We start from the raw sequence: 20,554 nt of genomic DNA on the forward strand, positions 1-20,554 counted from the left end.
GGAGACGACATGCATTCACCCGCACCGCGCCGCCGCTGGCTGGCCTGGGCGCTGCTGCTGGCCGCGCCGATGGCCGCCGCACAGTCACCGCAATGCGGCCTGTTCAAGGCCGACGAAGGCAGCAGCACGCTGCGCATCAGCTCACCGAACCGCGGCGAGCAGAAGCACTTCGGCAGTGCGCCGTCTCCGGTCGCGTTCCAGCAGATCGACGGAAAGCTGCAACTGGTGAACCTGGAGTACGGCCTGCCCAGCGCCTTGCAGGTGCGCGATCGTGGCCGCACGGTCGAGGTGGATGGCACGGTCTACATCCTGCAGGCCCCCGCACAGTGCGCCGCCGCAGCCAGGCCGGCTGAAGGCAGCTGCCTGGCCGATGCGGCGGCGTGCCTGGACAACCGCCGTGAAGCGCCCCCGGCCGCGCTGGAAGCAGGGTGCCGGGAAGGCGTGCCCGGCATGTGCCTGCAGCTGGCCGATCGCTGGCATGACGAGGCCAGGGCGCCGGCCACGCCGGATGAGGCGCAGCAACAGGCCATCCTCGATACCGCACTGGCCGGCATCGAACTGCCTGTGCCGTGCCGGAATGGCGGCTTCAGCAACGAGACACCGGCCTGTGCAGCGGCGCTGGAAGCGGATCCGGCGCTGCAGGATCAGATCGTCAAGGCCGCGATGGGTGCGGCGATGGTCGAAGCCGTGAGCTCCGTGCTGTCACCCTCCACGCCGGTGGTGGTGCCGGCCGCGCAGCGCCAGCAGCTGTTGCAGTTGTGCCAGCAGGTCGGCCATGGCGGCTTCTGCAGCCGCGTGGCCGAGCTCTCGTGGGAATCCGGCGACCCCTTGCAGGCGGTGCAGGCACTGACCACAGCGTGCGCGCCCGGTAAGGAAAGCGCCGCCTGCGAGCGCCTGCCTGCATTGCAGGCGCTGGGCGCCTCGTTGCGGCCGCAGCCGGCTACGGCGCTGCCCTGCGGCACCTTCCGCGCCGCAGGTGGCCTGATGGATACGCTGGACTTCGGCGATGCAGGACGGGTCGGCATCGGCTGGGACAGCCAACTGCGTGCTCGTGTCGAAGACGGCGACATCCGCATCCGCCACGACAAGGGCGGCGACTTCGTGCTGCGGCCGTTGCCCGGGGGCCAGCTGCTGGGCCTGGACACGTGGACACGCTTCCAGGTGTTCGTGCCGACCGGCGAGGGCGCGAGCACCTGCAGCCCGCCGAAACACTACACGGTGCTGCCGCTGCCTCAGGACTGCCCGCAGGCGCTGGCCAGCGGCGGTGCCGAAGCCTGCTGCGCGCAGGGTAAGCTGCAGGGCTGCAACATTCTTGGCAACCGTCTTGCGCTGTCCGGCCAGTGGCGGCAGGCGGCAGAGCACTACACCACCGTGTGCCGTGCCGGCGTGCGCGAGGGCTGCGAAAACCTGGTCGCAGCGCAGGGCCGCAGCAGCGACATCGACGCCCATGCGACGCTGGAGCGGCTGTGTGCCGCCGACCGCAGCGGGCGCCACGTCGCCTGCGACGTGCTGGACACCGGAAACTGGAGCGCCCTGGAGCTGGGCCGTGTCCTGCAGGAGGCGGTGGACGAAGCGACGGCCGAGGACACTCCGGCGCCGCGCGCTTCCAACCGCAAGCGATGAGCCGGCCAAGGCATGCCCGCAGCTTCGGGCGGGCCCTGCGGTAAAGTAGCGCCATGAACGAATTCGAGCGCGTGCGCACCTACCTCACCGACCTGCAGGACCGCATCTGTGCGGCGATCGAGGCCGTCGATGGCCAGGCCCGCTTCCAGGAAGACCTGTGGCAGCGGGCCGAGGGCGGTGGCGGGCGTACCCGCGTGCTGCGCGACGGCGCGGTGTTCGAGCAGGCCGGCATCGGCTTCTCCGATGTGGCCGGCAGCCGCCTGCCGCCGTCGGCCTCGGCCAACCGCCCGGAACTGGCCGGCGCCTCCTGGCGCGCCACCGGCGTGTCGCTGGTGTTCCACCCGCTCAATCCCTACGTGCCGACCACCCATGCCAACGTGCGCTTCTTCCAGGCGCAGCGCGACGGCGAAGTGGTGGCCAGCTGGTTCGGCGGCGGCTTCGACCTGACTCCGTTCTACCCGTTCGACGAGGACGTGCAGCATTGGCACCGGGTCGCACGCAACCTGTGCACGCCGTTCGGCGACGAGCGCTATGCCGCGCACAAGCGCTGGTGCGATGAATACTTCTTCCTGCGCCACCGCAATGAAACGCGCGGCGTCGGCGGCCTGTTCTTCGATGACCTGCACGGCGATTTCGAGCGCGATTTCGCTTATCTGCGTGCGGTCGGTGATGGCTTCCTCGACGCCTACCTGCCGATCGTGCAGCAGCGCAAGGACGCCGCATATGGCGAGCGCGAACGCGAGTTCCAGCTGTACCGCCGCGGCCGCTACGTGGAGTTCAACCTGGTCTACGACCGCGGCACCCTGTTCGGGCTGCAGAGCGGTGGCCGCAGCGAAAGCATCCTGATGAGCCTGCCGCCGCGGGTGCGCTGGGAGTACGGCTTCACCCCGGAAGCGGGCAGCGCCGAGGCGCGCCTGGCCGACTACCTGGTGCCACGCGACTGGCTCTGATCGTCCGGCGCCACGCCTGATCCGTGGCGCCTTCTTACGCCTGTGGTGCGCCCCGCGCCGGACAGGCCCTGCACTGCCTCCTTCAAGGATGACCCCATGCCTGCTGCTGTTACCTTCCGCCCCCGCGCCGCGGGCTGGCGCTCCCTGCTGTTGCTTGCATTGGCCTCGGCCAGCCTGCCGGCCGCCGCGCAATCGATGGCCTGCGGCACCTACAAGGACGTCGACGGCAACACCACGCTGACCATCGAAAGTGAAGGCCATGGTTTCCTGTCCGGCCCCTACCAAGCCACCGAGCAGCTGCGCATCGCCCGCCAGGAGGACGTGCTCGGCACCGGCAACCTGTCCACCGGCCGCCTGGAAAACTGGTACTTCTCGGACAACGATCGCACGATCAGCACCCCCTATCGCGAATTCACCCGCGAGCACACCGCCGCCTGCAAGACGATGCCGGAGCCCATCGAGGGCGGCTGCGTAATGAACACCTCCGAGTGCCTGGAGGCGTTGCCGGAAGCCGAACCGCTGAAGCTGCATGCCTGGTGCGCCGAAGGCGTGGGCGCGGCCTGCATGCAGCTGCTGGAGACCTACCAGCGGCAGGCCAAGGACGCAGCGCCGGCGCCTTCACGTTCCGAGCCGCCAATGCCGGAGATCTGCAAGGAGGATTCGGCGTCGTTCAATGCCGAGGGCTGCAGGGCGATCGCCGAGGTGGTCGGCGCCGAGATGATGGGCAAGGCCGTGCTCGGCCTGCAGCATTCGAACGACCCTGTCTTGCCGACCGCACAGCTCGATGAACTGGCCGCACTGTGCCGGCAGCAGCACGGCGAGGCGTTCTGCGCCGACGTTGCCGAGGCGCTGTGGAGTGGTGGGCGCCTGTTGCAGGCCCATGAGGCGCTGCAGCTGTCGTGCGCCCAGCGCGCGGAGGGCGTGGCCTGCGGCCGCGCCGAGGCGCTTGCCCGACTGGCCTCGGTACCGGCCGCTGCACTGGCCCCGGTGCCGGCTTCCGCGCTGCCCTGTGGGAGCTATGAAGCGGAGTACGGCGTGCTCTCGCAGCTGCGCTTCCTCGATGGTGGCCTGGTGGAAGCCGGGGGCCGCGACCAGCGCCTGCGCGCGAGCCTGCAGGACGGGCGCATCCTCATCCATCGCGACGTCGGCAGCGACTTCGTACTGCAGCCGCTGAAGAACGGAAACCTGGCCAGCGTCGACGGCGGCAACCGCTTCGCCTACTACGAGCGCAAGCCGGGCTCAGGCAATGCCAGCTGCGCACCGCCGGTGGCCTTCGTGGAGATCCCCCTGCCGCTGGACTGCCCGACCCTGGACCGCAAGGACGGCGCCAAGGCCTGCTGCACCGATGGCAAGCTGCTGGGCTGCAAGGTTGCCGGCGAGGCACTGTTCAAAAACGAACAATGGGCCGCATCGCGGTCCTACTTCCAGACGCTGTGCAGCGCGGGTGTGCGCGAAGGTTGCCTGGCAATGGCCGCGGTGTATGCACATACCGCGGATCCGAAGATTCCGCAGGCGATGGCTGCGATCTGCGCGAAGGACGGCAAGGGCACCCACGTCGCCTGCGATGTGGACGCGACGCGCAACTGGCCGGCGCTGAAGGCTGAAGCCGCTCCCTGAGGCCAGGCACCTGTTGAGCCGGGCATGGGCCCGGCGCTACGAGGTCAGGTGCTCTTCCGCGCGATGATCGTGATGTGCCCGGTCGTCTCCAGCAGGGCGATCTGCACGTCCTCGATCCGCAGGCCGCCCTGTTGGCGCAGCGCGGCATCGAAATCGGCCCGGCTGATCAGTTCGCGGCGGAGAACGCCCTCCAACAGCCGGCCATCACGCGCGATCACGGTGGGCTCTCCTTCGATCATCCGCTCCATGCGCCGATTCCGGGTGGTCAACCAGCCCACCCCGTAGTTCAGCACGATCAGGGTGGCCGCCAGCAGCAGGCCACCGCCCAGCGAGGTGTCGGTGCCCAGCAGCGCGTTCTGCACCGCGTTGCCCAGCAGCACGATCAGCAGCACGTCGAAGGGCGTGATCTGCCCCAGAGCCCGCTTGCCGCCCAGCCGGACCATGCCCAGCACCACCACATAGACCACCACCGCGCGCAGGATGAATTCCCACCACGGCATGGCCAGGGCGAACAGATCGGGCATGGTCTTCCCCTGCAGAACGGTGGCCCAGCCTAGCACCTGGGGTCAGATCCCTTTGCCCGGCGGGCAAAGGGATCTGACCCCAATGTGTTCCGTAGGCGCAAATAAAAAGCCCCGCTGACCAGGGGGAGGTCAACGGGGCCGGGGAACGGGCACTTGGGGAGGAGTCCCCGTTCCGAGATCTGCTCCAGGGGATGGGAGAGATCCACAACAGGCGTTGCGCCTGTCGGGAGTTATAGAAGCACTTCGAACACTAACGGTTCGTGAAGGGGCCCCATTTAATGAATTTCAATAGGGGCAACATTCATGGTCGAGTCAGAAACACCCGACTCATGAACAAATTCACGTCGTTTTCGGCCTGAAACACCGTCAGTGCGCTTCGTCCCAGTTGTTGCCGACGCCCGTGTCGACCACCAGTGGCACCCGCAGTTTGGCCGCTTGCGACATGCGCTCCACCACCTGCAAACGCAGGTCCTCGACGAAACTGCTTTCGGTTTCGAACACCAGTTCATCGTGCACCTGCAGGATCATCCGTGCCGGCGCCCCGCTGTCACGCAGCCACTGGTCCACATCCACCATCGCGCGCTTGATGATGTCGGCGGCAGTGCCCTGCATCGGCGCGTTGATCGCCGCGCGTTCAGCACCGGCACGCAGGCCCTGGTTGCGGGCGTGGATGTCGTTCAGGTACAGGCGACGGCCGAACAGGGTTTCCACGTAGCCCTGGTCACGGGCCTGCTGGCGCATCCGCTCCATGAAGTCGCGCACGCCCGGGTAGCGGCTGAAGTACAGCGCCACGTAGTCCTGCGCCTGGCCACGGTCGATGCCCAGGTTGCGGGCCAGGCCGAAGGCGCTCATGCCGTACATCAGGCCGAAGTTGATGGCCTTGGCGGCACGACGCTCGTTCGGGGTCACCTCCTCCAGCGTGCGCCCGAACACCTCGGCGGCGGTGGCACGGTGTACGTCGGCGCCCTGCTCGAAGGCACGCACCAGGCCCGGGTCCTCGGACAGGTGGGCCATGATCCGCAGTTCGATCTGCGAATAGTCGGCCGCCAGCAGCTGGAAGCCTTCCGGGGCGATGAACGCGCGGCGGATGCGGCGGCCGTCCTCGGTGCGGATCGGGATGTTCTGCAGGTTCGGGTCCGACGAGGACAGGCGGCCGGTGGCGGCACCGGACTGGTGGTAGCTGGTATGCACCCGGCCGGTGTCCGGGTTGACCATCTCCGGCAGCTTGTCGGTGTAGGTGCTGCGCAGCTTGGCCAACCCGCGGTAGTCCAGGATCACCCGCGGCAACTCATGCTGGTCGGCAATCGCCTCCAGCGCCTCTTCATTGGTGCTGGGCTGGCCCTTCGGGGTCTTCACCACCGCCGGCAGCTTCAGCTCGTCGAACAGCACCGCCTGCAGCTGCTTGGGCGAATCCAGGTTGAAGCTGCGGCCGGCCAGCTCGGTGGCCTTCTGCTGCGCGGCCAGCATGCGCGAGGACAGGTCCTGGCTCTGCCGGCGCAGTTCGTCGGTGTCGATCCGCACGCCATTGGCTTCAATGCTGGCCAGCACCGGCACCAGCGGCATCTCGATGTTGCGGTACACGCTGTCCAGCGCCGGCTCGGCCAGCAGCTGCGGCTGCAATGCGTGGTGCAGGCGCAGGGTGATGTCGGCGTCCTCGGCGGCGTAGCGGCTGGCTTCGTCGATGCCCACCTGCGAGAACGGGATCTGCTTGGCGCCCTTGCCGGCCACGTCCTCGAACTTGATGGTGCTGTAGCCCAGGTAACGCAGCGCCAGCGAATCCATGTCGTGGCGGGTGGCGGTGGAATTGAGCACGAAGCTCTCGAGCATGGTGTCGTCGTGGTAGCCCTGCACCGCCACGCCGTGGCGGCGCAGCACATGCAGGTCGTACTTGCCATGCTGGCCCAGCTTCTTCTTCGCCGGGTCCTGCAGCGCCGGGCGCAGTGCGTCCAGCACCTGCTGCATGGGCAGCTGGGCCGGCGCACCCGGGTAATCGTGGCCGACCGGAATGTACGCCGCCCTGCCCGGCTCGACGGCCAGGCTGATGCCCACCAGGCGCGCGCGCATCGCGTCCAGCGCATCGGTCTCGGTATCGAAGCTGATCAGTTCGGCCTGCTGCAGGCGTTCGACCCAGGCCTGCAGCTGCTCGGCGGTCAGCACGGTCTCGTACTCACCCGGCGCGGACAGTGCCGGATCCAGCGTGCCGGCGGCGGGCGCCTCGCCGCTGCGACGGGCGAAGCCAGCGGCGGTGCCACGCAGGCTCGGGGTCGCCTCGCTGGCGGCCACCGGTGCCGGCACCGGCGCGCCCAGCTCCTTCAGCGCCTGGGTGAAGCCATAGCGCGTATACAGCTCGGTCAGCTCCGGCACATCCTGCTCGCGCAGGGCCAGCGTGGTCGGGCTGGCGTCCAGCTGCACGTCGGTACGGATGGTCACCAGCTCGCGGTTCAGCGGCAGCCGCTCCAGTGCGGCACGCAGGTTCTCGCCGATCTTCCCCTTCATGGCCGGCGCGGCCGCCATCACGCCGTCCAGGTGCTGGTACTCGGCCAGCCACTTGGCGGCGGTCTTCGGCCCGCACTTCTCCACGCCCGGCACGTTGTCGACCGCGTCGCCCATCAGCGCCAGCAGGTCGATGATCTGGTCGGCGCGCACGCCGAACTTCTCCATCACCGCCGCATCCGAATCCATGCGGCTGCCGGTCATGGTGTTGACCAGCTCGATGCCCGGGCGCACCAGCTGGGCGAAGTCCTTGTCGCCGGTGGAAATGGTCACCTTCAGGTCCTGCGCCAGGCCCTGAAGGGCCAGCGTGCCGATCACATCGTCGGCTTCCACGCCGGGGATGCGCAGGATGCTGATGCCCAGCGCTTCGACGATGCGGCACATCGGCTCGACCTGGCTGCGCAGCTCATCGGGCATCGGCGGGCGGTTGGCCTTGTACTGGTCGTACAGGTCGTCACGGAAGGTCTTGCCCGGCGCGTCGACCACGAACGCGACGTAGGCCGGGCGCTCCTTCAGTGTCGAACGCAGCATGTTGACCACGCCGAACAGCGCGCCGGTGGGTTCACCCTGTGCATTGGACAGGGGCGGCAGCGCGTGGAACGCGCGGTACAGGTAACTGGACCCGTCGATCAGGACTAATCTGCTCATGTGCCGATTCTACGCGCCCGTGCCTGCACCGCGGCGACACGGCCCGTACACCGCGATGGGGCATAATCAGGGCTCTTTCCAGGCAAAGGCCCCGCCGATGAAGACCCTGATGCTGGCTTCCCTGCTCCTGCTCGCTGGCTGCGCCAGCATGGGTGGCGCGGGCGCTCCCCCGGTGGACGTCAAGGGCGCGGATGTATCCAAGCGCACCATGGACAACGGTGACACCATCGAGGAATACCGCGTGTCCGGCCAGCTGCGCATGGTCAAGGTGACCCCGTCGCGCGGTGCCCCGTTCTACATGTACGACAAGAACGGCGACGGCCGCATGGACAACGACAAGGACGGCGTGTCGCCGGTCTACTGGAAGCTGTACAGCTGGTGAGGTGACCGGGGTTGTGACCGGGGTCGGATCCCTTTCCACAGGAAAGGGCTCTGACCCCCTCGAAGCCACCGGCACGGCCCCGATCCCCCCACAAAAAAACAACGCCGGCGCGCATCCTGCGGCCGGCGTCGGGTCCCCTCCCCGGGAACGCTTGAATCAGCGGGTATGGATCAGCGGATGACCAGCACCGGCAGCGTGCTGCGCGCCAGCACCTCGGCGGTCTGGCTGCCCAGCAGTACACGGGTCACGCCACGGCGGCCGTGCGAGGTCATCACGATCAGGTCGCTGTTGCGCTCGCCGGCGGTCTCGATGATGCCGTCGGCCGCATAGCGGTCCAGCACGTGCACCGGGTTGGCGGTGATGCCCTGCTCGGCGGCCTTGGCCAGCGCCGGCTGCAGCACCTTCTGCGCGCCTTCCTCGCGGTCGGCCTTGTATTCGGGGCTGTTCATGTAGCCCACGCTCCAGCCCATGGCGTCGTACATGCCGACGGCCCACGGCTCGGAAACAGTGACGATATCGACCTCGGCGTTAAGGTCCTTGGCCAGCTCCAAGCCCTTGGCCAGGCCCTTGTCGGCCAGTTCGGACCCGTCAGTGGCAATCAGGATGCGCTTGTACATGGTGGGGCTCCGTGGCGGTCTGCCAGATGGGAACGACACCATTGCACACCGGATGTGGAGGCGGCGCCTTGAGCAGGATCAATCCGGCGCCGCGCAGCGGCGTGTGCGCACCGTCACGTGGTCCGGGGGACAGGCTCGGCCCGCCCTCTTCTGTAGAGCCGAGCCCGTGCTCGGCTGCTTCTGGCGGGAAGAGCAGCCGAGCATGGGCTATGCCGGTCGTCCTGACCGGCACCCTTCGGGCCGTCGCAAGCGACGTTGGCAGCGGCTCCTGCCGCTACCTTCGGCTCTACAACAACGTCGCTCAGGCGATCTGCACGATGCGCGCGTTCTGGCACAGCGGGTAGCTGGCCACGAACTCGTCAATCGCATCGCGCATCGCCTCGAACGATTGGCCGTACATGTACAGCGCGGTCTCGGTCGGGCCCTGCCACCAGCTGCAGATCTCGCCCAGGCCGTCGATGTTCCCGGACAGCTGCTCGAACACGTGGTTGGAATCGCACTGCTCGTAGACCTCGTCCGGCAGGTTCAGGCCATCCAGGTAGATGCCCAGGCCTTCGGTCACGCCGAAGCTGCGATCGGCCTCGCCTGCGCCCTGTATCTGCGAACCCTTCGGTGCACCCAGCTGCTCCAGCAGGTCGATCAGCTTCGGCACGCCCGCGGCATCGACCAGTGCCACTTCGATATCGCCGTATTCGACCTCACCCAGGTCGGACATCGCGGTGCCGCCGCCGGTCAGCTCGCCCACCTGGGCCGCCTGCAGCAGCGCGTCGAGCGGATCCTCGAACAGTTCGTGGCGGTGCTCCGGCTGCAGCCGGGCGTTCAACTTCACGGTGACGTGCAGCGTGGATTCGGTCATGGGGGCGTTCCTGGAAGAAGTGCCACCTATTGTAGAGCCGAGCCCATGCTCGGCTGCTTCTGGCCGGAAAAGCAGCCGAGCATGGGCTCGGCTCTACAACAGCCTGTCAAAGCAGGAACGGCGTGACCTTGCGCTTCAGCAGTTCCACCAGCACCGGGTCCATGTACTCGTAGTCATCCGGAATATCCAGGCAGATCACCCGCTTGCCGTTCAACCAGGCCTTGTAGCGGCTGGACAGCCGGTTGCGGTGGGCGCGCTCCATCACGAACACGATATCGGCCCACTGCAGCAGCTCGGGGCTGAGCACTTCCTCGGCGTCGGCCAGCAGCCCGGCCGAGGCGGTCTCGATGCCCGGCCAATCGGCGAATACCTGCTCGGCCGTCGGGCTGCGCAGGCGGTTCTGGCTGCAGAGGAAGAGCACATTGCGGGTCATGAGCGCAGCCTAATGGGGGGCAGAGCTCTTTTCCAACGGAAAAGGCTCCGGCCCCAACCACGTGCATTCCGCGATGGGGTCAGAGCCCTCCCTGCGGGAGGGATCCGACCCCGCGGCGGTGATCAGATCACCGTCAGGTTGGCATACGCCATCACCAGCCACTTGCTGCCGGCGTCGGCGAACTCGACCTGCACGCGGGCGTGCGCGCCGCTGCCTTCGTAGTCGGTCACCATGCCTTCGCCGAATTTGGGATGGGTGACCAGCGCGCCGAGCTTGACCGGCGGCGCCTCGATCGAGGCATGGCCCATCACCCGGCTGGCGCCCATCGAGGCCGGCCGCGAGACCTGCACCTTGGGGCGCACTTCGTGCAGCAGCTCGCGCGGGATCTCGCGCAGGAAACGCGATGGCAGGCTGTAGTTGTCCTGGCCATGGATGCGGCGCGATTCGGCATAGCTCAGCACCAGCTTCTGGCGCGCGCGGGTGATGCCGACATAGGCCAGGCGGCGCTCTTCTTCCAGCCGCCCGCTTTCCTCCAGCGAGCGTGCGCTGGGGAACAGGCCTTCTTCCAGGCCGGCCAGGAACACCAGCGGGAATTCCAGGCCCTTGGCCGAGTGCAGGGTCATCAGCTGCACGCCCTCTTCGCCTGCCTGCGCCTGGCCCTCACCGGCCTCCAGCGCGGCATAGGCCAGGAACGCGACCAGCTCGTCCATGTCCTCGCCCACTTCCTCGATGTCGTCGGCCCGGCGCACGAAGCGCGAGGCCACCGAGACCAGTTCGTCGAGGTTGTCGGTGCGCGACTCCGAGTCCAGCGCATTGCGGCTTTCCTTGCTCCAGTGCTCGCGCAGCTGCGAGCGGGCCAGCACGTGGTCCACGCGCTCGGCCAGGGTCATGTGCACGGTCTGCGCCTGCAGCTCGTTGACCAGCCCCAGGAAGCCGGCCAGCGCATTGCGCGCACGTGCGGCCAGCGCGTTGCCCTGGGTGACCAGCATCGTTGCCTCCCACAGCGAGATACCCTGCGCGCGCGCCTCGCGGCGCACTTCGTCCAGCGTGCGGTCGCCGATGCCCCGGGTGGGGGTGTTGACCGCGCGCTCGAACGCGGCGTCATCGTTGCGGTTGGACAGCAGGCGCAGGTAGGCCAGTGCGTCCTTGATTTCGGCACGCTCGAAGAAGCGCATGCCGCCATACACGCGGTACGGCACCTGCTCGCTCAGCAGCGCTTCTTCCAGCGCGCGCGACTGCGCGTTGCTGCGGTAGAGCACGGCCACTTCGGTGTAGCTGCCACCGTCGCGCACCCACTGGCGGGCGCGCTCGACGATGTAGCGCGCCTCGTCCATCTCGTTGTACGCGGCGTACAGGTCGATCGGCTCGCCGTCACCGCTGTCGGTCCACAGCTGCTTGCCGATGCGATCCGGGTTGTGCGCGATCACCGCGTTGGCAGCGCCGAGGATGTTGGCGGTGGAGCGGTAGTTCTGCTCCAGGCGGATGGTCTGCGCGCCCGGGAAATCGCGCAGGAAGCCCTGCACGTTCTCGACCTTGGCGCCGCGCCAGCCGTAGATGGCCTGGTCGTCGTCGCCGACCACGAACACGTGGCCGGAATCACCGGCCAGCACGCGCACGAAGGCGTACTGGATGGCGTTGGTGTCCTGGAACTCGTCCACCAGGATCTCGCGGAAGCGGGCGCGGTAGTGCGACAGCAGCGCCGGGTTGTCGCGCAGCAGTTCGTGCGCGCGCAGCAGCAGCTCGGCGAAGTCGACCAGGCCGGCGCGGTCGCAGCGCGCCTGGTACTCGATGTAGGCCTGGCGCATGGTTTCCAGCCACGCGTCGTGCGGTTCGGGCTGGATGTGCTGCGGGCGGCGGCCCTCGTCCTTCTGCGCGTTGATCCACCACGCGATCTGCTTGGGCGGGTACTTGCCGTCGTCCAGCTCCAGCGCCTGCACCACGCGCTTGACCAGCCGCAGCTGGTCGTCCGAATCCATCACCTGGAAGCCTTCGGGCAGCTTCGCGTCCTGCCAGTGCAGGCGCAGCAGGCGGTTGGCCAGGCCGTGGAAGGTACCGATCCACATGCCACGGCTGCCATGGGGCAGCTGGGCATCGATGCGGTGGCGCATTTCGCCAGCCGCCTTGTTGGTGAAGGTCACCGCGAAAATGCCGTGGGTCGGCACGCCATCGACTTCATGCAGCCAGGCGATGCGGTGGGTGAGTACGCGGGTCTTGCCGGAACCGGCACCGGCCAGCACCAGGTGGTGACCGGGGGGAGCGGAGACGGCTTCGCGCTGGGCCGGGTTCAGGCCATCAAGCAGGTGGGAGACATCCATGCCCCCATTTTACGGCATCGCCGTCGCGGCTCCTGCGACCACCTGGGTGGCCAGTGCCTGCGCCTGCTGACGCAGTTCAGGCACCGCCAGGCTTTCCCACAGGCTGCCGATGCGCAGGCTGCCGAGTACGCCCAGCCGCGCCTGCGGCTGGCCACCGGCGGCACGCAGGCGGTCGCCCGGCACCGTGCTGTCCAGACCCAGCCCGTGCGGGCCGGGGCGGGCCAGGCCATCGCTCTGCAGCTGCTGCAGCAAGGGATTGCGCAGCGCGCTGGCGCGGGTTTCCACGCCGGTGGCGTTGATCACGCCGCCGATCGTCCAGTGCTGTTCATTGCCAGACGGAGCGCGGCCAGAAAGCCGCAGCGCTTCGCCTTCGCGGCCGACGCGTTGCAGGCGGGACCGGTGAATACGCAGTTGGCCGCTTTCGATCAGCGCCTGCAGCTGTGCGTCGACCTCTTCGGCGATGCGGTGGCGATGCACGTCCCAGTAGCGCACCACATGGCGCAGGAAGCGGCGCTGGTCGGCCGCGTCGAGGCTGCACCACAGTGCCTGCCCGTGCGGACGAATGCGGTCCATCACCCCCTGCCACGGCAGACCATCGGCCTGCGCCTGGCGCGCGAACCCGCGCAACGCGCGCAGGCGCTGGCGCAGGCTCATCGGCAGCAGCGCAGCCGGGTCGAACGAGGGCAGGCCGCCATGCGCATGCGGCAACGGCAGCAGCCCATGGCGCGAGATCACGTGCAGCGGGCCGGTGTGGCCGGCAGCAACCAGCGCCAGCACGGTGTCGGCCATGCTCAGGCCGGAGCCGACGATGGCCACGGCCTGCTCACCGGCCAGGGTGCGTACGCCGTCGTAGTCCCAGGCCTCGATCACGTCATCGGCGGGCAGTGCCTCGGCACCGGCTACCGGCAGCGGCCGCATGCTGTTGCCGGTGGCGAGCACTGCCTGTGCGGCGTGCAGCGTCTGGCCATCGCCGAGTGCCAGCTGGTAGCCGTGGTCATCCGGCTGCAGGCCCAGTACCGGCTGCACGATCACCTGCAGCTGTGCCGGGCTGGCCGCGGCGGCCTCCTGCAGGCGCTGCTGCAGGTACGCTGCAAAGTAGTGGCGGCACACATAACGCTCGCCCAGCACCTCGCGCGCCTCGCCCGGGTAGGCGTTGGCGGCCATCAGGTAGTCGAGGAAATCGCCGGGCTGGTCGGCAAACGCACTCATCTTCGCCGCCGGCACGTTCAGCAGGTGCTCCGGCCACGGCGTGGCATAGGCGATGCCCTGCGCCAGCTGCGAAGCCGGTTCGAAGATGGCCAGCGCCAACGGCGCCTGGGCCTGGCGCAACACCTGGATCGCCACCAGCACCCCGGCCGCACCACCACCGATGATTGCCAGGTCCAGTTCGCCATTACGCGGTGAATCAGTCATGCGCCGATTGTAGGCCATCGGCGATGACGGGCCGGATTGCCGAAGCGGGCGGTTGCCGCCGTTTCACATCAACGCATCGGCCAGCCGTGCGATGCCTTCGCGGCTGCGCCGCCACGTGGGACGGCTGCGCCACTGCTGCAGGTCCAGCTGCCGCGACTCGCGCAGGTAGCCATCCTCGATCGCGCACAGCTGCTGCACCAGCGCGCGGTCGTAGCAGACCAGGCCGATTTCGGCATTCAGCGCGAACGAGCGGATGTCCATGTTGATCGAGCCGAGCACGGCGATGTCCTCGTCCACGCTCATGTGCTTGGCATGCAGGAACTGCGGCTCGTACAGCGCGATGCGCACGCCACAGCGCAGCAGCTCGTCGTAGTAGGCCTCCTGCGCCCACGACGTCAGCCGCTGGTTGTTGCTGGCCGAGAGGATCAGCTGCACCTGCACGCCGGACAAGGCCGCAATGCGCAAGGCGCTGAGCGTGGCTTCGTCGGGCACGAAATACGGGGTGACCATCACCAGCCGGCGCCGCGCCAGGTGGATCAGCGCCGCCACCGCATCGCGTGCGTTGCTGTAGGGATAGGCGGGGCCGCTGGGCAGCAACTGGGTGGCGATGTCGTCGCTGCACTCGGGCACATCGGCGATCACGTCCAGGCGCTGGCCGGTTTCCATGTACCAGTCGCTGGCGAACACCGCTTCCAGATGCGCCACCGCCGGGCCGCGCACGCGCGCCACCAGCTCGCGGTTCGGGTGGCCAGGCACGAACTGCGGGCCGGCCAGGTTCTGCGAACCGACATAGGCCACTTCGTTGTCGATCACCGCGATCTTGCGATGGTTGCGCAGGTCCATGCGCCCGCTGCGGCGCCAGCGCAGGCCACCGGGCAGCATCGCGCGCACTTCGATGTCGCGCGCCTGCAGGCGCTTGCGATAGGCACGCAGGCCGCGCTTGGCGCCCACCGCGTCGAGCAGCACGCGGCACTGCACGCCACGTGCAGCCGCACGCTGCAGGGCCTCGACGATCGCCTCGCCCACCGCGTCGTCGAACATCAGGTAGTACAGCAGGTGCACGCGGTCTTCGGCCTGGTCGATGTCGGCGATCAGCGTGTGCAGTGATTCGTCGTAGTCGGTCAGCAGATCGACGGCGTTGCCGTGCACCGGCATGAAGTCGCCCTGGCGCTGCACCAGCGGCACGATCTCGGCGCTGGCGGTGTCCGGCTGCGGTGTCCAGCGCAGGCGATGCTGCAGCGCCTGTTCCTCGCGGATGACCTGCGAGGCCTCGGCCTGGCGGCGGATGCGCTCGCGCGACAGCCATGGGTGGCCGAACAGCAGGTACAGCGGCAGGCCCAGCAGCGGCACGAAGCCGACCAGCAGCAGCCAGCTACGCGCCGCCCCCGGCGTGGTGCGGGTGGGGATCCAGCACAGTGCAACCAGCCGGATCAGCCAGTCGATCAGCAGCAGGTACGAACCCAGCAACCACTCGAACAGCATCGTGTCGCCCGTCGGGAGGTGATGGGCCATTCTGCCCACCGGCCCTTGTGGAGTCGAGCCGCGCTCGACGGCCTTCCGGTCCGACCGCACAGCCGCCGCACCGCGTCGGCATGGCGGCGGCCGTTGAGCGCCATGCAGGCGATCGCCTGTGCGGCCCGCTCCAGCTGCGCCTCCGGCAGCGGCGACGGCGCGCCGTTGGCCAGTGCCAGATGGTGGTCGCACAGCAGCAGCGCCATGCCCTCGATGCCTTGCAGCATGCGCTGCAGGCGCAGCCAGCCCAGTTCCAGGTCCTGCCGGTGTGATGGGGTGTTCATGCAACCTCCTTCAACGGATCTGGCCACCGTGAAGGTGGCGGACGATGCGTGGTTGCAATACCGGGAACGGTAGTCACCAAACCGGCGGGCGCGAGGCCCCCACGCACCGTCCGCCGTAGAGGCAGATGGGTCGCCCGCCGTCGGCGGAGTTTTTCCGGCAACGGCGGGCGAGTTTACTGACTACCGATTCGACGGGATTGCAAGCCCGACCGCTGCAACTGCAGCGGCTTGCCATCATGGGCACGGCAGGGCATGTCGTTCCAATCGATTTGGAACGCGCGAAGTGCCGGAACCGGTAGGCACAATCACTTATCGCATTCGGCCCGGGGTTCGCCTGGACTCGCCACAAGCGACACTCTGCGCATCTTCGATTGGGATTGAACCGCGGCGTCGTGAGGGCGATAGAAGTCGGATACGTCAACGCTCCGAAAAGACATGAGCCTCTCGGCGACGAGCAATTGGAACTTCCTCCCCTAGTGGCAATCGACCAAGCACAGCTGATTCAACGCGATGGAAATTGATCGATCATCAAACAGACGATCCTTTCGCTGCGCAGCCTCCTGCCCCCCACGCCAATGTCTCAGCCCTTCACGAACAGAGTCCACTGTCGGTTCGGATCCATCCTTGACGAGAAGCCAGTCCACAGTGGCCAGCAGCTCCATGCCGAATGGAGATTCAAACCCATCGATCAGATCGGCCGTCGCCTCCAGTGCTGGGAGGTACTCCTTCGCCTCAGTTCGAATATATGTTTGGACGAATTGCTTTCGACTGTCATCAAACCAAATCACGTCAAATGGATCCGCATCACTGATGCGCTTGTCGCAATGCAGATAGCTCCCGTCAAGACCATCCAGCAGGTGGCGCAGCCGGTCCGCATATGGACCATACTTGTGCGCTGCGAAACGTAGGTCGAGCGGAGAGAGCCCTTTTTTCTCGATGTTTCGCTCGAGGAACCATGCAAGTTTCTGGATCTCCAAAAGGCTGCATTCCATGCCAAGGACCCAGTAGCGCCGTACAAGTTCAGCAATTAGAGCGCGAGCTGGAGTGAGCTTCTCTACACCACTACGCTTAGCGACGTTCTGATACTTGGCAGTTGGTTCAAACACGATCACTTCGGCATTGAGATCGCCCAGCTCGCCTTCTATCAGATCGCGGACGACCGACCAATCAAGGCCACCATTGCCAGCCCCAAGTGGGGGTATAGCAATGGAAGTCACCGCGCTCTCTATTAGAAATCGCCTAAGATCACGAAGTCCTTCGGCGATCCATTCGATTCGCGAATTACCTCGCCAGTGCTGTTTCGTTGGGAAATTGACAATCCAACGCGGCCCATCCAACTCACGAACTTCGGTGACGAACATCCGACCAACCCGCACCTCGTTGGCCTTACAAGCTGCCGAGTAGAGACGGTAGTTCTCCGCAAATCGCTCTTTGAACATAAGAGCAATTCCCTTGCCCATGACGCCAACCGTATTCACGGTATTCACCAATGCTTCGGCATTGGCCTCGAGCAGGTTACCTTGTGTGAACTTGATCATCAGAAGTACCACTGTGTGCGAGCAAAGACAGGCAGATCGACGTTGCAAGCATTGACCTGAAGCTCAAGCTTCTCCTTCAACGCCTCGGTGTAGCAAATGATTCCGAGCAAACCGGTTACGGGAAGGTGACGGTGCACGAGAGCCTCGGCCTGATAGCGTTCGAATTTTGCCGGATCATCTGGATCCCGGCGGAAGTCACGAGCTTGGAGCAACGGCCAATCAATTCTTCCGAGGTCGTCCAAGTCTGTGTAGAAATTCGCCCATTGATAGTACGCATGGCTATCCGTAAACAGAAAGGAATGTCCCAGCTCTGCAATGTGGTGGAGGCTGGAAACCAGGATAACGATTTCATCATTGGAGCGCCTCTGAACACCACCTCTCCCGCTCGAGATGTTGCGCAACATGGGGGAAAACGGTGTGAAGTAGAACGGCACGTAGTCATTGAGAAAGCCGCCCGGCCCCGCCGGAACCGGATGGGTCGAGCGCTTATCGATCAACTCCGAATTTCCAATGCTTACCCAGTTGGGTGCCTTGACGTCGTCATTCCCGCAATGCAGCCCGTGTTCGAGCACCCACGGCACGTTGTCCCGGTGAATGATCCTCCACACCAGGGCCTTTTTCGGGTTCAGCTTTGAGTAGAGCGCGGCCATTGACCATCTCAAATCACGACGAGCTGGCAGAGGCGCAAGACCAGCTCCTCCCCACCGGAACAATGGGAGGCTTGGCTTAATGCCACGGGCTACGCTCGTCTGCTCGCCCTCCTATGCCCCACCCTACGACCTACTGTGCCCCCAGCCAAGAGGGCAGTCCATTCTGCCTAGCCCCACTCCAACAAAAAAAGACCCGCCATGCATGGCGGGTCTTTTCGGGGATCAGCAATCCTTGCGGATTACTTGATCTTGCCTTCCTTGTACAGGACGTGCTTGCGCACGACCGGATCGTACTTCAGGAATTCCATCTTCCCCGGGGTGTTCTTCTTGTTCTTGTCGGTCGTGTAGAAGTGGCCGGTACCGGCCGAGGAAATCATACGGACCTTATCGCGCTTGCCTGCCATGATGCTTTACTCCTCAGACCTTTTCGCCGCGCGCACGCAGCTCAGCCAGAACGGAATCGATGCCGTTCTTGTCGATGGTGCGCAGTGCATGCGCGGAAACACGAAGCTTGACCCAGCGGTTCTCGCTGGCCACCCAGAAACGGCGCTCGTGCAGATTCGGCAGGAAACGACGACGGGTCTTGTTGTTGGCGTGCGAGACGTTGTTACCCGTCTGCACTCGCTTGCCGGAAACCTGGCATACGCGGGACATTGCGCACCTCGATAGTAGTAGTTGTCAGCCCGTAGCCCGGGCGACGGCGGCCTCGATGGTTGCCCACCACACGTCAAGAGAATCAAAGGGTTACGCTGGCGTTGGGCGGCCGGGGACGTGCTCCCGGGAGCGCCGCCCGGTAGAAAACCGGACACAGCGAGCCGCGCATTATGCACGGGTTCAAGCACTTGCGCAAGTTACCCACAGGCGGGGACTGGACCGGCGGGGCCGGGGGGACTTCGCCAACCGGCATACTGGCCCGGATCACTGCGGAGCTTTCCATGCGGCTGCTGGCCCTGACCTACGGAACCGAAGGCGATACGCGTCCGCTGGCCATGCTCTGCCATGGGCTGATCAGCGCAGGCCACGCGGTGACACTGCTGGCCGATGGCGGCACCCTGGGCAGCGCGCAGGCCCTAGATGTGCCCCACGCGGCCCTTGAGGGTGACATCCATGACGAAGTGGTCGCCCTTGTCTCGCGGGGCAACGGTGTTGCCGCCGCCAGTACCGGTCTGGCACGGATGGCGCTGCAGCATGTCAGCGGCTGGATGCGCCAGGCCGATGCCGCCGCCGAAGGCTGCGATGCGATTCTGACCGGCGGACTGGCGGCCCTTGTCGGCATGAGCGTGGGCGAACGTCGGGGTCTGCCGGTCATCGGCACCGGCATGATTCCGCTGACCCCGACGCGAGCCTTCCGCTCTCCGTTCCTGCCGCCCGGACGCTCGCCGGGCTGGTTGAACCGGGCCAGCTACGGGTGGGTCAACGGCCTGATCTGGCGCCAGTTCCGTCGGCCGATCAACGCGGCACGCCAGCAACTGGGGCAATCGCCGCGTCGCGCGCTGTGGTCCGGCCTGCCGATGCTCTATGGCATCTCGCCGCAGCTGCTGCCGCCACCGGCGGACTGGCCGGCCGACCACATCGCCTGTGGCCAATGGCGGCTTCCTGATGCGCCCTGGACGCCGCCAGCCGATCTGCAGGCCTTCCTCGATGCCGGGCCGCCGCCGGTCTATCTGGGCTTTGGCAGCATGACCGGATTCGATCGCGAGCGCGTGCTGCCGGCCCTGCTGCAGGCGCTGGCACCGCGCCGGGTGCTGCTGTTTCCAGGGTGGGCCGGATTGCCGACGGGTGCGCTGCCAGCAGATGTGTTCGTGCTCGGCCCGACGCCACACGAAGCACTGTTCCCGCATTGCGCACTCGCCATCCACCATGGTGGCAGCGGCACCACGCATTCGGCCTGCCGCGCCGGCATTCCCTCGCTGGTGATGCCGTTCGCCGCGGATCAGTTCTTCTGGGCCGATCGCCTGTATCGGTTGGGCGTGGCACCGGCACCGTTGTCACCGAAGCGACTGGATGCAGCAACGCTGGCGGCAGCCATCACCTTCGTTGAAACCGACGCAACACGCGCACGCGCGGCGACCCTGGGCGTGGCGATGGGCCATGAGGACGGGGTGGCCTGTGGCGTGGCGATGATCGAGCGCTGGTTACGGCCGGTGTAACAGCGGCCAGGCCTCAGCGCAGGTGCGAAATCACCTGCGCCAGCAGATGGGCATCCTTGAGCGCGCCGTGCAGGCCGCGCTGGCTGGGAATGCGCAGGCGCTGCAGCACATCATCCAGCTTGTTGCCTTGGCCCGGCCAGCGCCCGCGCGCCAGCTTCAGGCTGCAGGTGATGCGGCAATGCTGGGCCAGCGTGCCGGGAATACCGGACAGACGCAGCTCGTTGTCCAGGAAGCCCACATCGAAGGTGGCGTTGTGCGCGACCATCTCGCTGCCGCGCAGGAAGTCCAGCAGTTCGGCTGCCTTGCTGGAAAACAGTGGCTTGCCCACCAGCATCGCATCACTGATGCCATGCACGCGCTGTGCACTCCAGTCGACCCTGCGCTGCGGCTGCAGGTAGGTGTGGAACTGGCGGCCGGTGAGCTGGCCATCGATCAGTTCGACGGCACCGATTTCGATCACCCGGTGCCCCAGGCGGTGGGAGATGCCGGTGGTTTCGGTATCCAGTGCGACGATGCGACTCATGCGTGGCGATGTGTTCTGTTACGTGC

19 protein-coding genes are annotated in these 20,554 nt (G+C 66.6%); 5 read left to right on the forward strand and 14 right to left on the reverse strand.

Annotated features, from left to right (window positions below; all coding sequences use genetic code 11):
- Nucleotides 1-9: 9 nt before the first annotated feature.
- The 3 genes from AC5QAB_RS17670 (at nt 10) to AC5QAB_RS17680 (ending at nt 4,190) form a co-directional block, all read left to right on the forward strand.
- Nucleotides 10-1,623: a hypothetical protein gene (locus tag AC5QAB_RS17670; protein ID WP_197561284.1), complete on the forward strand. Its 1,614-nt coding sequence runs from the start codon at nt 10-12 to the stop codon at nt 1,621-1,623.
- A gap of 53 nt (nt 1,624-1,676) precedes the next feature.
- Nucleotides 1,677-2,573: an oxygen-dependent coproporphyrinogen oxidase gene (hemF, locus tag AC5QAB_RS17675; protein WP_032960638.1), complete on the forward strand. Its 897-nt coding sequence runs from the start codon at nt 1,677-1,679 to the stop codon at nt 2,571-2,573.
- A 96-nt stretch (nt 2,574-2,669) separates the two neighbouring features.
- Nucleotides 2,670-4,190, forward strand: coding sequence for a hypothetical protein (locus AC5QAB_RS17680; RefSeq protein ID WP_197561283.1), 1,521 nt, complete (start codon nt 2,670-2,672; stop codon nt 4,188-4,190).
- Nucleotides 4,191-4,234: 44 nt separating this feature from the next.
- Here the strand turns inward: AC5QAB_RS17680 and AC5QAB_RS17685 are convergent, their stop codons facing one another.
- Both AC5QAB_RS17685 and polA read right to left on the reverse strand, forming a co-directional pair.
- Nucleotides 4,235-4,714: a DUF421 domain-containing protein gene (locus AC5QAB_RS17685; RefSeq protein ID WP_014648862.1), complete on the reverse strand. Its 480-nt coding sequence runs from the start codon at nt 4,712-4,714 to the stop codon at nt 4,235-4,237.
- A 366-nt stretch (nt 4,715-5,080) separates the two neighbouring features.
- A complete protein-coding gene (gene polA / locus AC5QAB_RS17690) occupies nt 5,081-7,855 on the reverse strand; it encodes a DNA polymerase I (RefSeq protein WP_197556641.1) in 2,775 nt (924 codons plus the stop codon).
- Between the two features lie 97 nt (nt 7,856-7,952).
- On the opposite strand from polA, the gene AC5QAB_RS17695 reads away from it, so the two are divergent.
- Nucleotides 7,953-8,237 carry a DUF2782 domain-containing protein gene (locus AC5QAB_RS17695; protein ID WP_014038952.1) on the forward strand — a complete coding sequence of 95 codons (285 nt, stop codon included), beginning with the start codon at nt 7,953-7,955 and terminating at the stop codon, nt 8,235-8,237.
- Between the two features lie 170 nt (nt 8,238-8,407).
- On the opposite strand, the gene AC5QAB_RS17700 is transcribed toward AC5QAB_RS17695, so the two are convergent.
- The 11 genes from AC5QAB_RS17700 to rpmB all read right to left on the reverse strand — a co-directional run bounded on the left by AC5QAB_RS17700 (nt 8,408) and on the right by rpmB (nt 18,509).
- The gene (locus AC5QAB_RS17700) at nt 8,408-8,854 is read right to left on the reverse strand and encodes a universal stress protein (protein WP_005411629.1); all 447 of its coding nucleotides are present in this window, start codon (nt 8,852-8,854) and stop codon (nt 8,408-8,410) included.
- Between the two features lie 301 nt (nt 8,855-9,155).
- Entirely contained in the window at nt 9,156-9,710 is a 555-nt protein-coding gene (locus tag AC5QAB_RS17705) for a hypothetical protein (protein ID WP_197561282.1), read from the reverse strand.
- Nucleotides 9,711-9,816: 106 nt separating this feature from the next.
- Nucleotides 9,817-10,143, reverse strand: a complete 327-nt coding sequence (locus AC5QAB_RS17710; RefSeq protein WP_197561281.1) for a low molecular weight protein tyrosine phosphatase family protein — start codon at nt 10,141-10,143, stop codon at nt 9,817-9,819.
- A gap of 122 nt (nt 10,144-10,265) precedes the next feature.
- Nucleotides 10,266-12,458 carry a DNA helicase II gene (gene uvrD / locus AC5QAB_RS17715; RefSeq protein ID WP_014648867.1) on the reverse strand — a complete coding sequence of 731 codons (2,193 nt, stop codon included), beginning with the start codon at nt 12,456-12,458 and terminating at the stop codon, nt 10,266-10,268.
- A gap of 9 nt (nt 12,459-12,467) precedes the next feature.
- Nucleotides 12,468-13,889 carry an FAD/NAD(P)-binding protein gene (locus tag AC5QAB_RS17720; protein WP_197561280.1) on the reverse strand — a complete coding sequence of 474 codons (1,422 nt, stop codon included), beginning with the start codon at nt 13,887-13,889 and terminating at the stop codon, nt 12,468-12,470.
- Nucleotides 13,890-13,934: 45 nt separating this feature from the next.
- Nucleotides 13,935-15,353 carry a cardiolipin synthase gene (gene cls, locus AC5QAB_RS17725; protein ID WP_014648869.1) on the reverse strand — a complete coding sequence of 473 codons (1,419 nt, stop codon included), beginning with the start codon at nt 15,351-15,353 and terminating at the stop codon, nt 13,935-13,937.
- On the reverse strand, nt 15,314-15,667 hold the full coding sequence (locus tag AC5QAB_RS17730) for a hypothetical protein (RefSeq protein ID WP_262216726.1): 354 nt from the start codon (nt 15,665-15,667) through the stop codon (nt 15,314-15,316). Before AC5QAB_RS17730 ends, cls begins: the two co-directional genes overlap by 40 nt.
- Nucleotides 15,668-16,140: 473 nt before the next feature.
- Nucleotides 16,141-17,205 carry a type II toxin-antitoxin system antitoxin DNA ADP-ribosyl glycohydrolase DarG gene (darG, locus tag AC5QAB_RS17735; RefSeq protein WP_197561279.1) on the reverse strand — a complete coding sequence of 355 codons (1,065 nt, stop codon included), beginning with the start codon at nt 17,203-17,205 and terminating at the stop codon, nt 16,141-16,143.
- Nucleotides 17,205-17,855 carry a type II toxin-antitoxin system toxin DNA ADP-ribosyl transferase DarT gene (darT, locus tag AC5QAB_RS17740; RefSeq protein ID WP_495233529.1) on the reverse strand — a complete coding sequence of 217 codons (651 nt, stop codon included), beginning with the start codon at nt 17,853-17,855 and terminating at the stop codon, nt 17,205-17,207. The genes darG and darT overlap by 1 nt, the downstream gene beginning before the upstream one ends.
- Nucleotides 17,856-18,094: 239 nt before the next feature.
- Complete coding sequence (rpmG, locus tag AC5QAB_RS17745; protein WP_169411268.1) at nt 18,095-18,262, reverse strand: 50S ribosomal protein L33; 168 nt, start codon at nt 18,260-18,262, stop codon at nt 18,095-18,097.
- Nucleotides 18,263-18,272: 10 nt separating this feature from the next.
- Complete coding sequence (gene rpmB, locus AC5QAB_RS17750) at nt 18,273-18,509, reverse strand: 50S ribosomal protein L28 (RefSeq protein ID WP_005411638.1); 237 nt, start codon at nt 18,507-18,509, stop codon at nt 18,273-18,275.
- Between the two features lie 281 nt (nt 18,510-18,790).
- Between rpmB and AC5QAB_RS17755 the strand changes: the two genes are divergently transcribed.
- Nucleotides 18,791-20,005 carry a glycosyltransferase gene (locus tag AC5QAB_RS17755; RefSeq protein WP_069117640.1) on the forward strand — a complete coding sequence of 405 codons (1,215 nt, stop codon included), beginning with the start codon at nt 18,791-18,793 and terminating at the stop codon, nt 20,003-20,005.
- 13 nt (nt 20,006-20,018) lie between these two features.
- Here AC5QAB_RS17755 and dnaQ read toward each other — a convergent pair whose 3' ends face one another.
- Nucleotides 20,019-20,528 carry a DNA polymerase III subunit epsilon gene (gene dnaQ / locus AC5QAB_RS17760; RefSeq protein ID WP_197561278.1) on the reverse strand — a complete coding sequence of 170 codons (510 nt, stop codon included), beginning with the start codon at nt 20,526-20,528 and terminating at the stop codon, nt 20,019-20,021.
- Nucleotides 20,529-20,554: the final 26 nt, after the last annotated feature.

The sequence above is a fragment of the Stenotrophomonas sp. YJH_SMC_127 genome (genome assembly GCF_059372445.1).

Excerpts from the sequence above, each read along its gene's own strand:
- AC5QAB_RS17670 (WP_197561284.1), top strand. The coding sequence starts at position 10 with ATGCATTCACCCGCACCGCGCCGCCGCTGGCTGGCCTGGGCGCTGCTG.
- hemF (WP_032960638.1), top strand. The coding sequence starts at position 1,677 with ATGAACGAATTCGAGCGCGTGCGCACCTACCTCACCGACCTGCAGGAC.
- AC5QAB_RS17680 (WP_197561283.1), top strand. The coding sequence starts at position 2,670 with ATGCCTGCTGCTGTTACCTTCCGCCCCCGCGCCGCGGGCTGGCGCTCC.
- AC5QAB_RS17685 (WP_014648862.1), bottom strand. The coding sequence starts at position 4,714 with ATGCCCGATCTGTTCGCCCTGGCCATGCCGTGGTGGGAATTCATCCTG.
- polA (WP_197556641.1), bottom strand. The coding sequence starts at position 7,855 with ATGAGCAGATTAGTCCTGATCGACGGGTCCAGTTACCTGTACCGCGCG.
- AC5QAB_RS17695 (WP_014038952.1), top strand. The coding sequence starts at position 7,953 with ATGAAGACCCTGATGCTGGCTTCCCTGCTCCTGCTCGCTGGCTGCGCC.
- AC5QAB_RS17700 (WP_005411629.1), bottom strand. The coding sequence starts at position 8,854 with ATGTACAAGCGCATCCTGATTGCCACTGACGGGTCCGAACTGGCCGAC.
- AC5QAB_RS17705 (WP_197561282.1), bottom strand. The coding sequence starts at position 9,710 with ATGACCGAATCCACGCTGCACGTCACCGTGAAGTTGAACGCCCGGCTG.
- AC5QAB_RS17710 (WP_197561281.1), bottom strand. The coding sequence starts at position 10,143 with ATGACCCGCAATGTGCTCTTCCTCTGCAGCCAGAACCGCCTGCGCAGC.
- uvrD (WP_014648867.1), bottom strand. The coding sequence starts at position 12,458 with ATGGATGTCTCCCACCTGCTTGATGGCCTGAACCCGGCCCAGCGCGAA.
- AC5QAB_RS17720 (WP_197561280.1), bottom strand. The coding sequence starts at position 13,889 with ATGGCCTACAATCGGCGCATGACTGATTCACCGCGTAATGGCGAACTG.
- cls (WP_014648869.1), bottom strand. The coding sequence starts at position 15,353 with ATGCTGTTCGAGTGGTTGCTGGGTTCGTACCTGCTGCTGATCGACTGG.
- AC5QAB_RS17730 (WP_262216726.1), bottom strand. The coding sequence starts at position 15,667 with ATGAACACCCCATCACACCGGCAGGACCTGGAACTGGGCTGGCTGCGC.
- darG (WP_197561279.1), bottom strand. The coding sequence starts at position 17,205 with ATGATCAAGTTCACACAAGGTAACCTGCTCGAGGCCAATGCCGAAGCA.
- darT (WP_495233529.1), bottom strand. The coding sequence starts at position 17,855 with ATGGCCGCGCTCTACTCAAAGCTGAACCCGAAAAAGGCCCTGGTGTGG.
- rpmB (WP_005411638.1), bottom strand. The coding sequence starts at position 18,509 with ATGTCCCGCGTATGCCAGGTTTCCGGCAAGCGAGTGCAGACGGGTAAC.
- AC5QAB_RS17755 (WP_069117640.1), top strand. The coding sequence starts at position 18,791 with ATGCGGCTGCTGGCCCTGACCTACGGAACCGAAGGCGATACGCGTCCG.
- dnaQ (WP_197561278.1), bottom strand. The coding sequence starts at position 20,528 with ATGAGTCGCATCGTCGCACTGGATACCGAAACCACCGGCATCTCCCAC.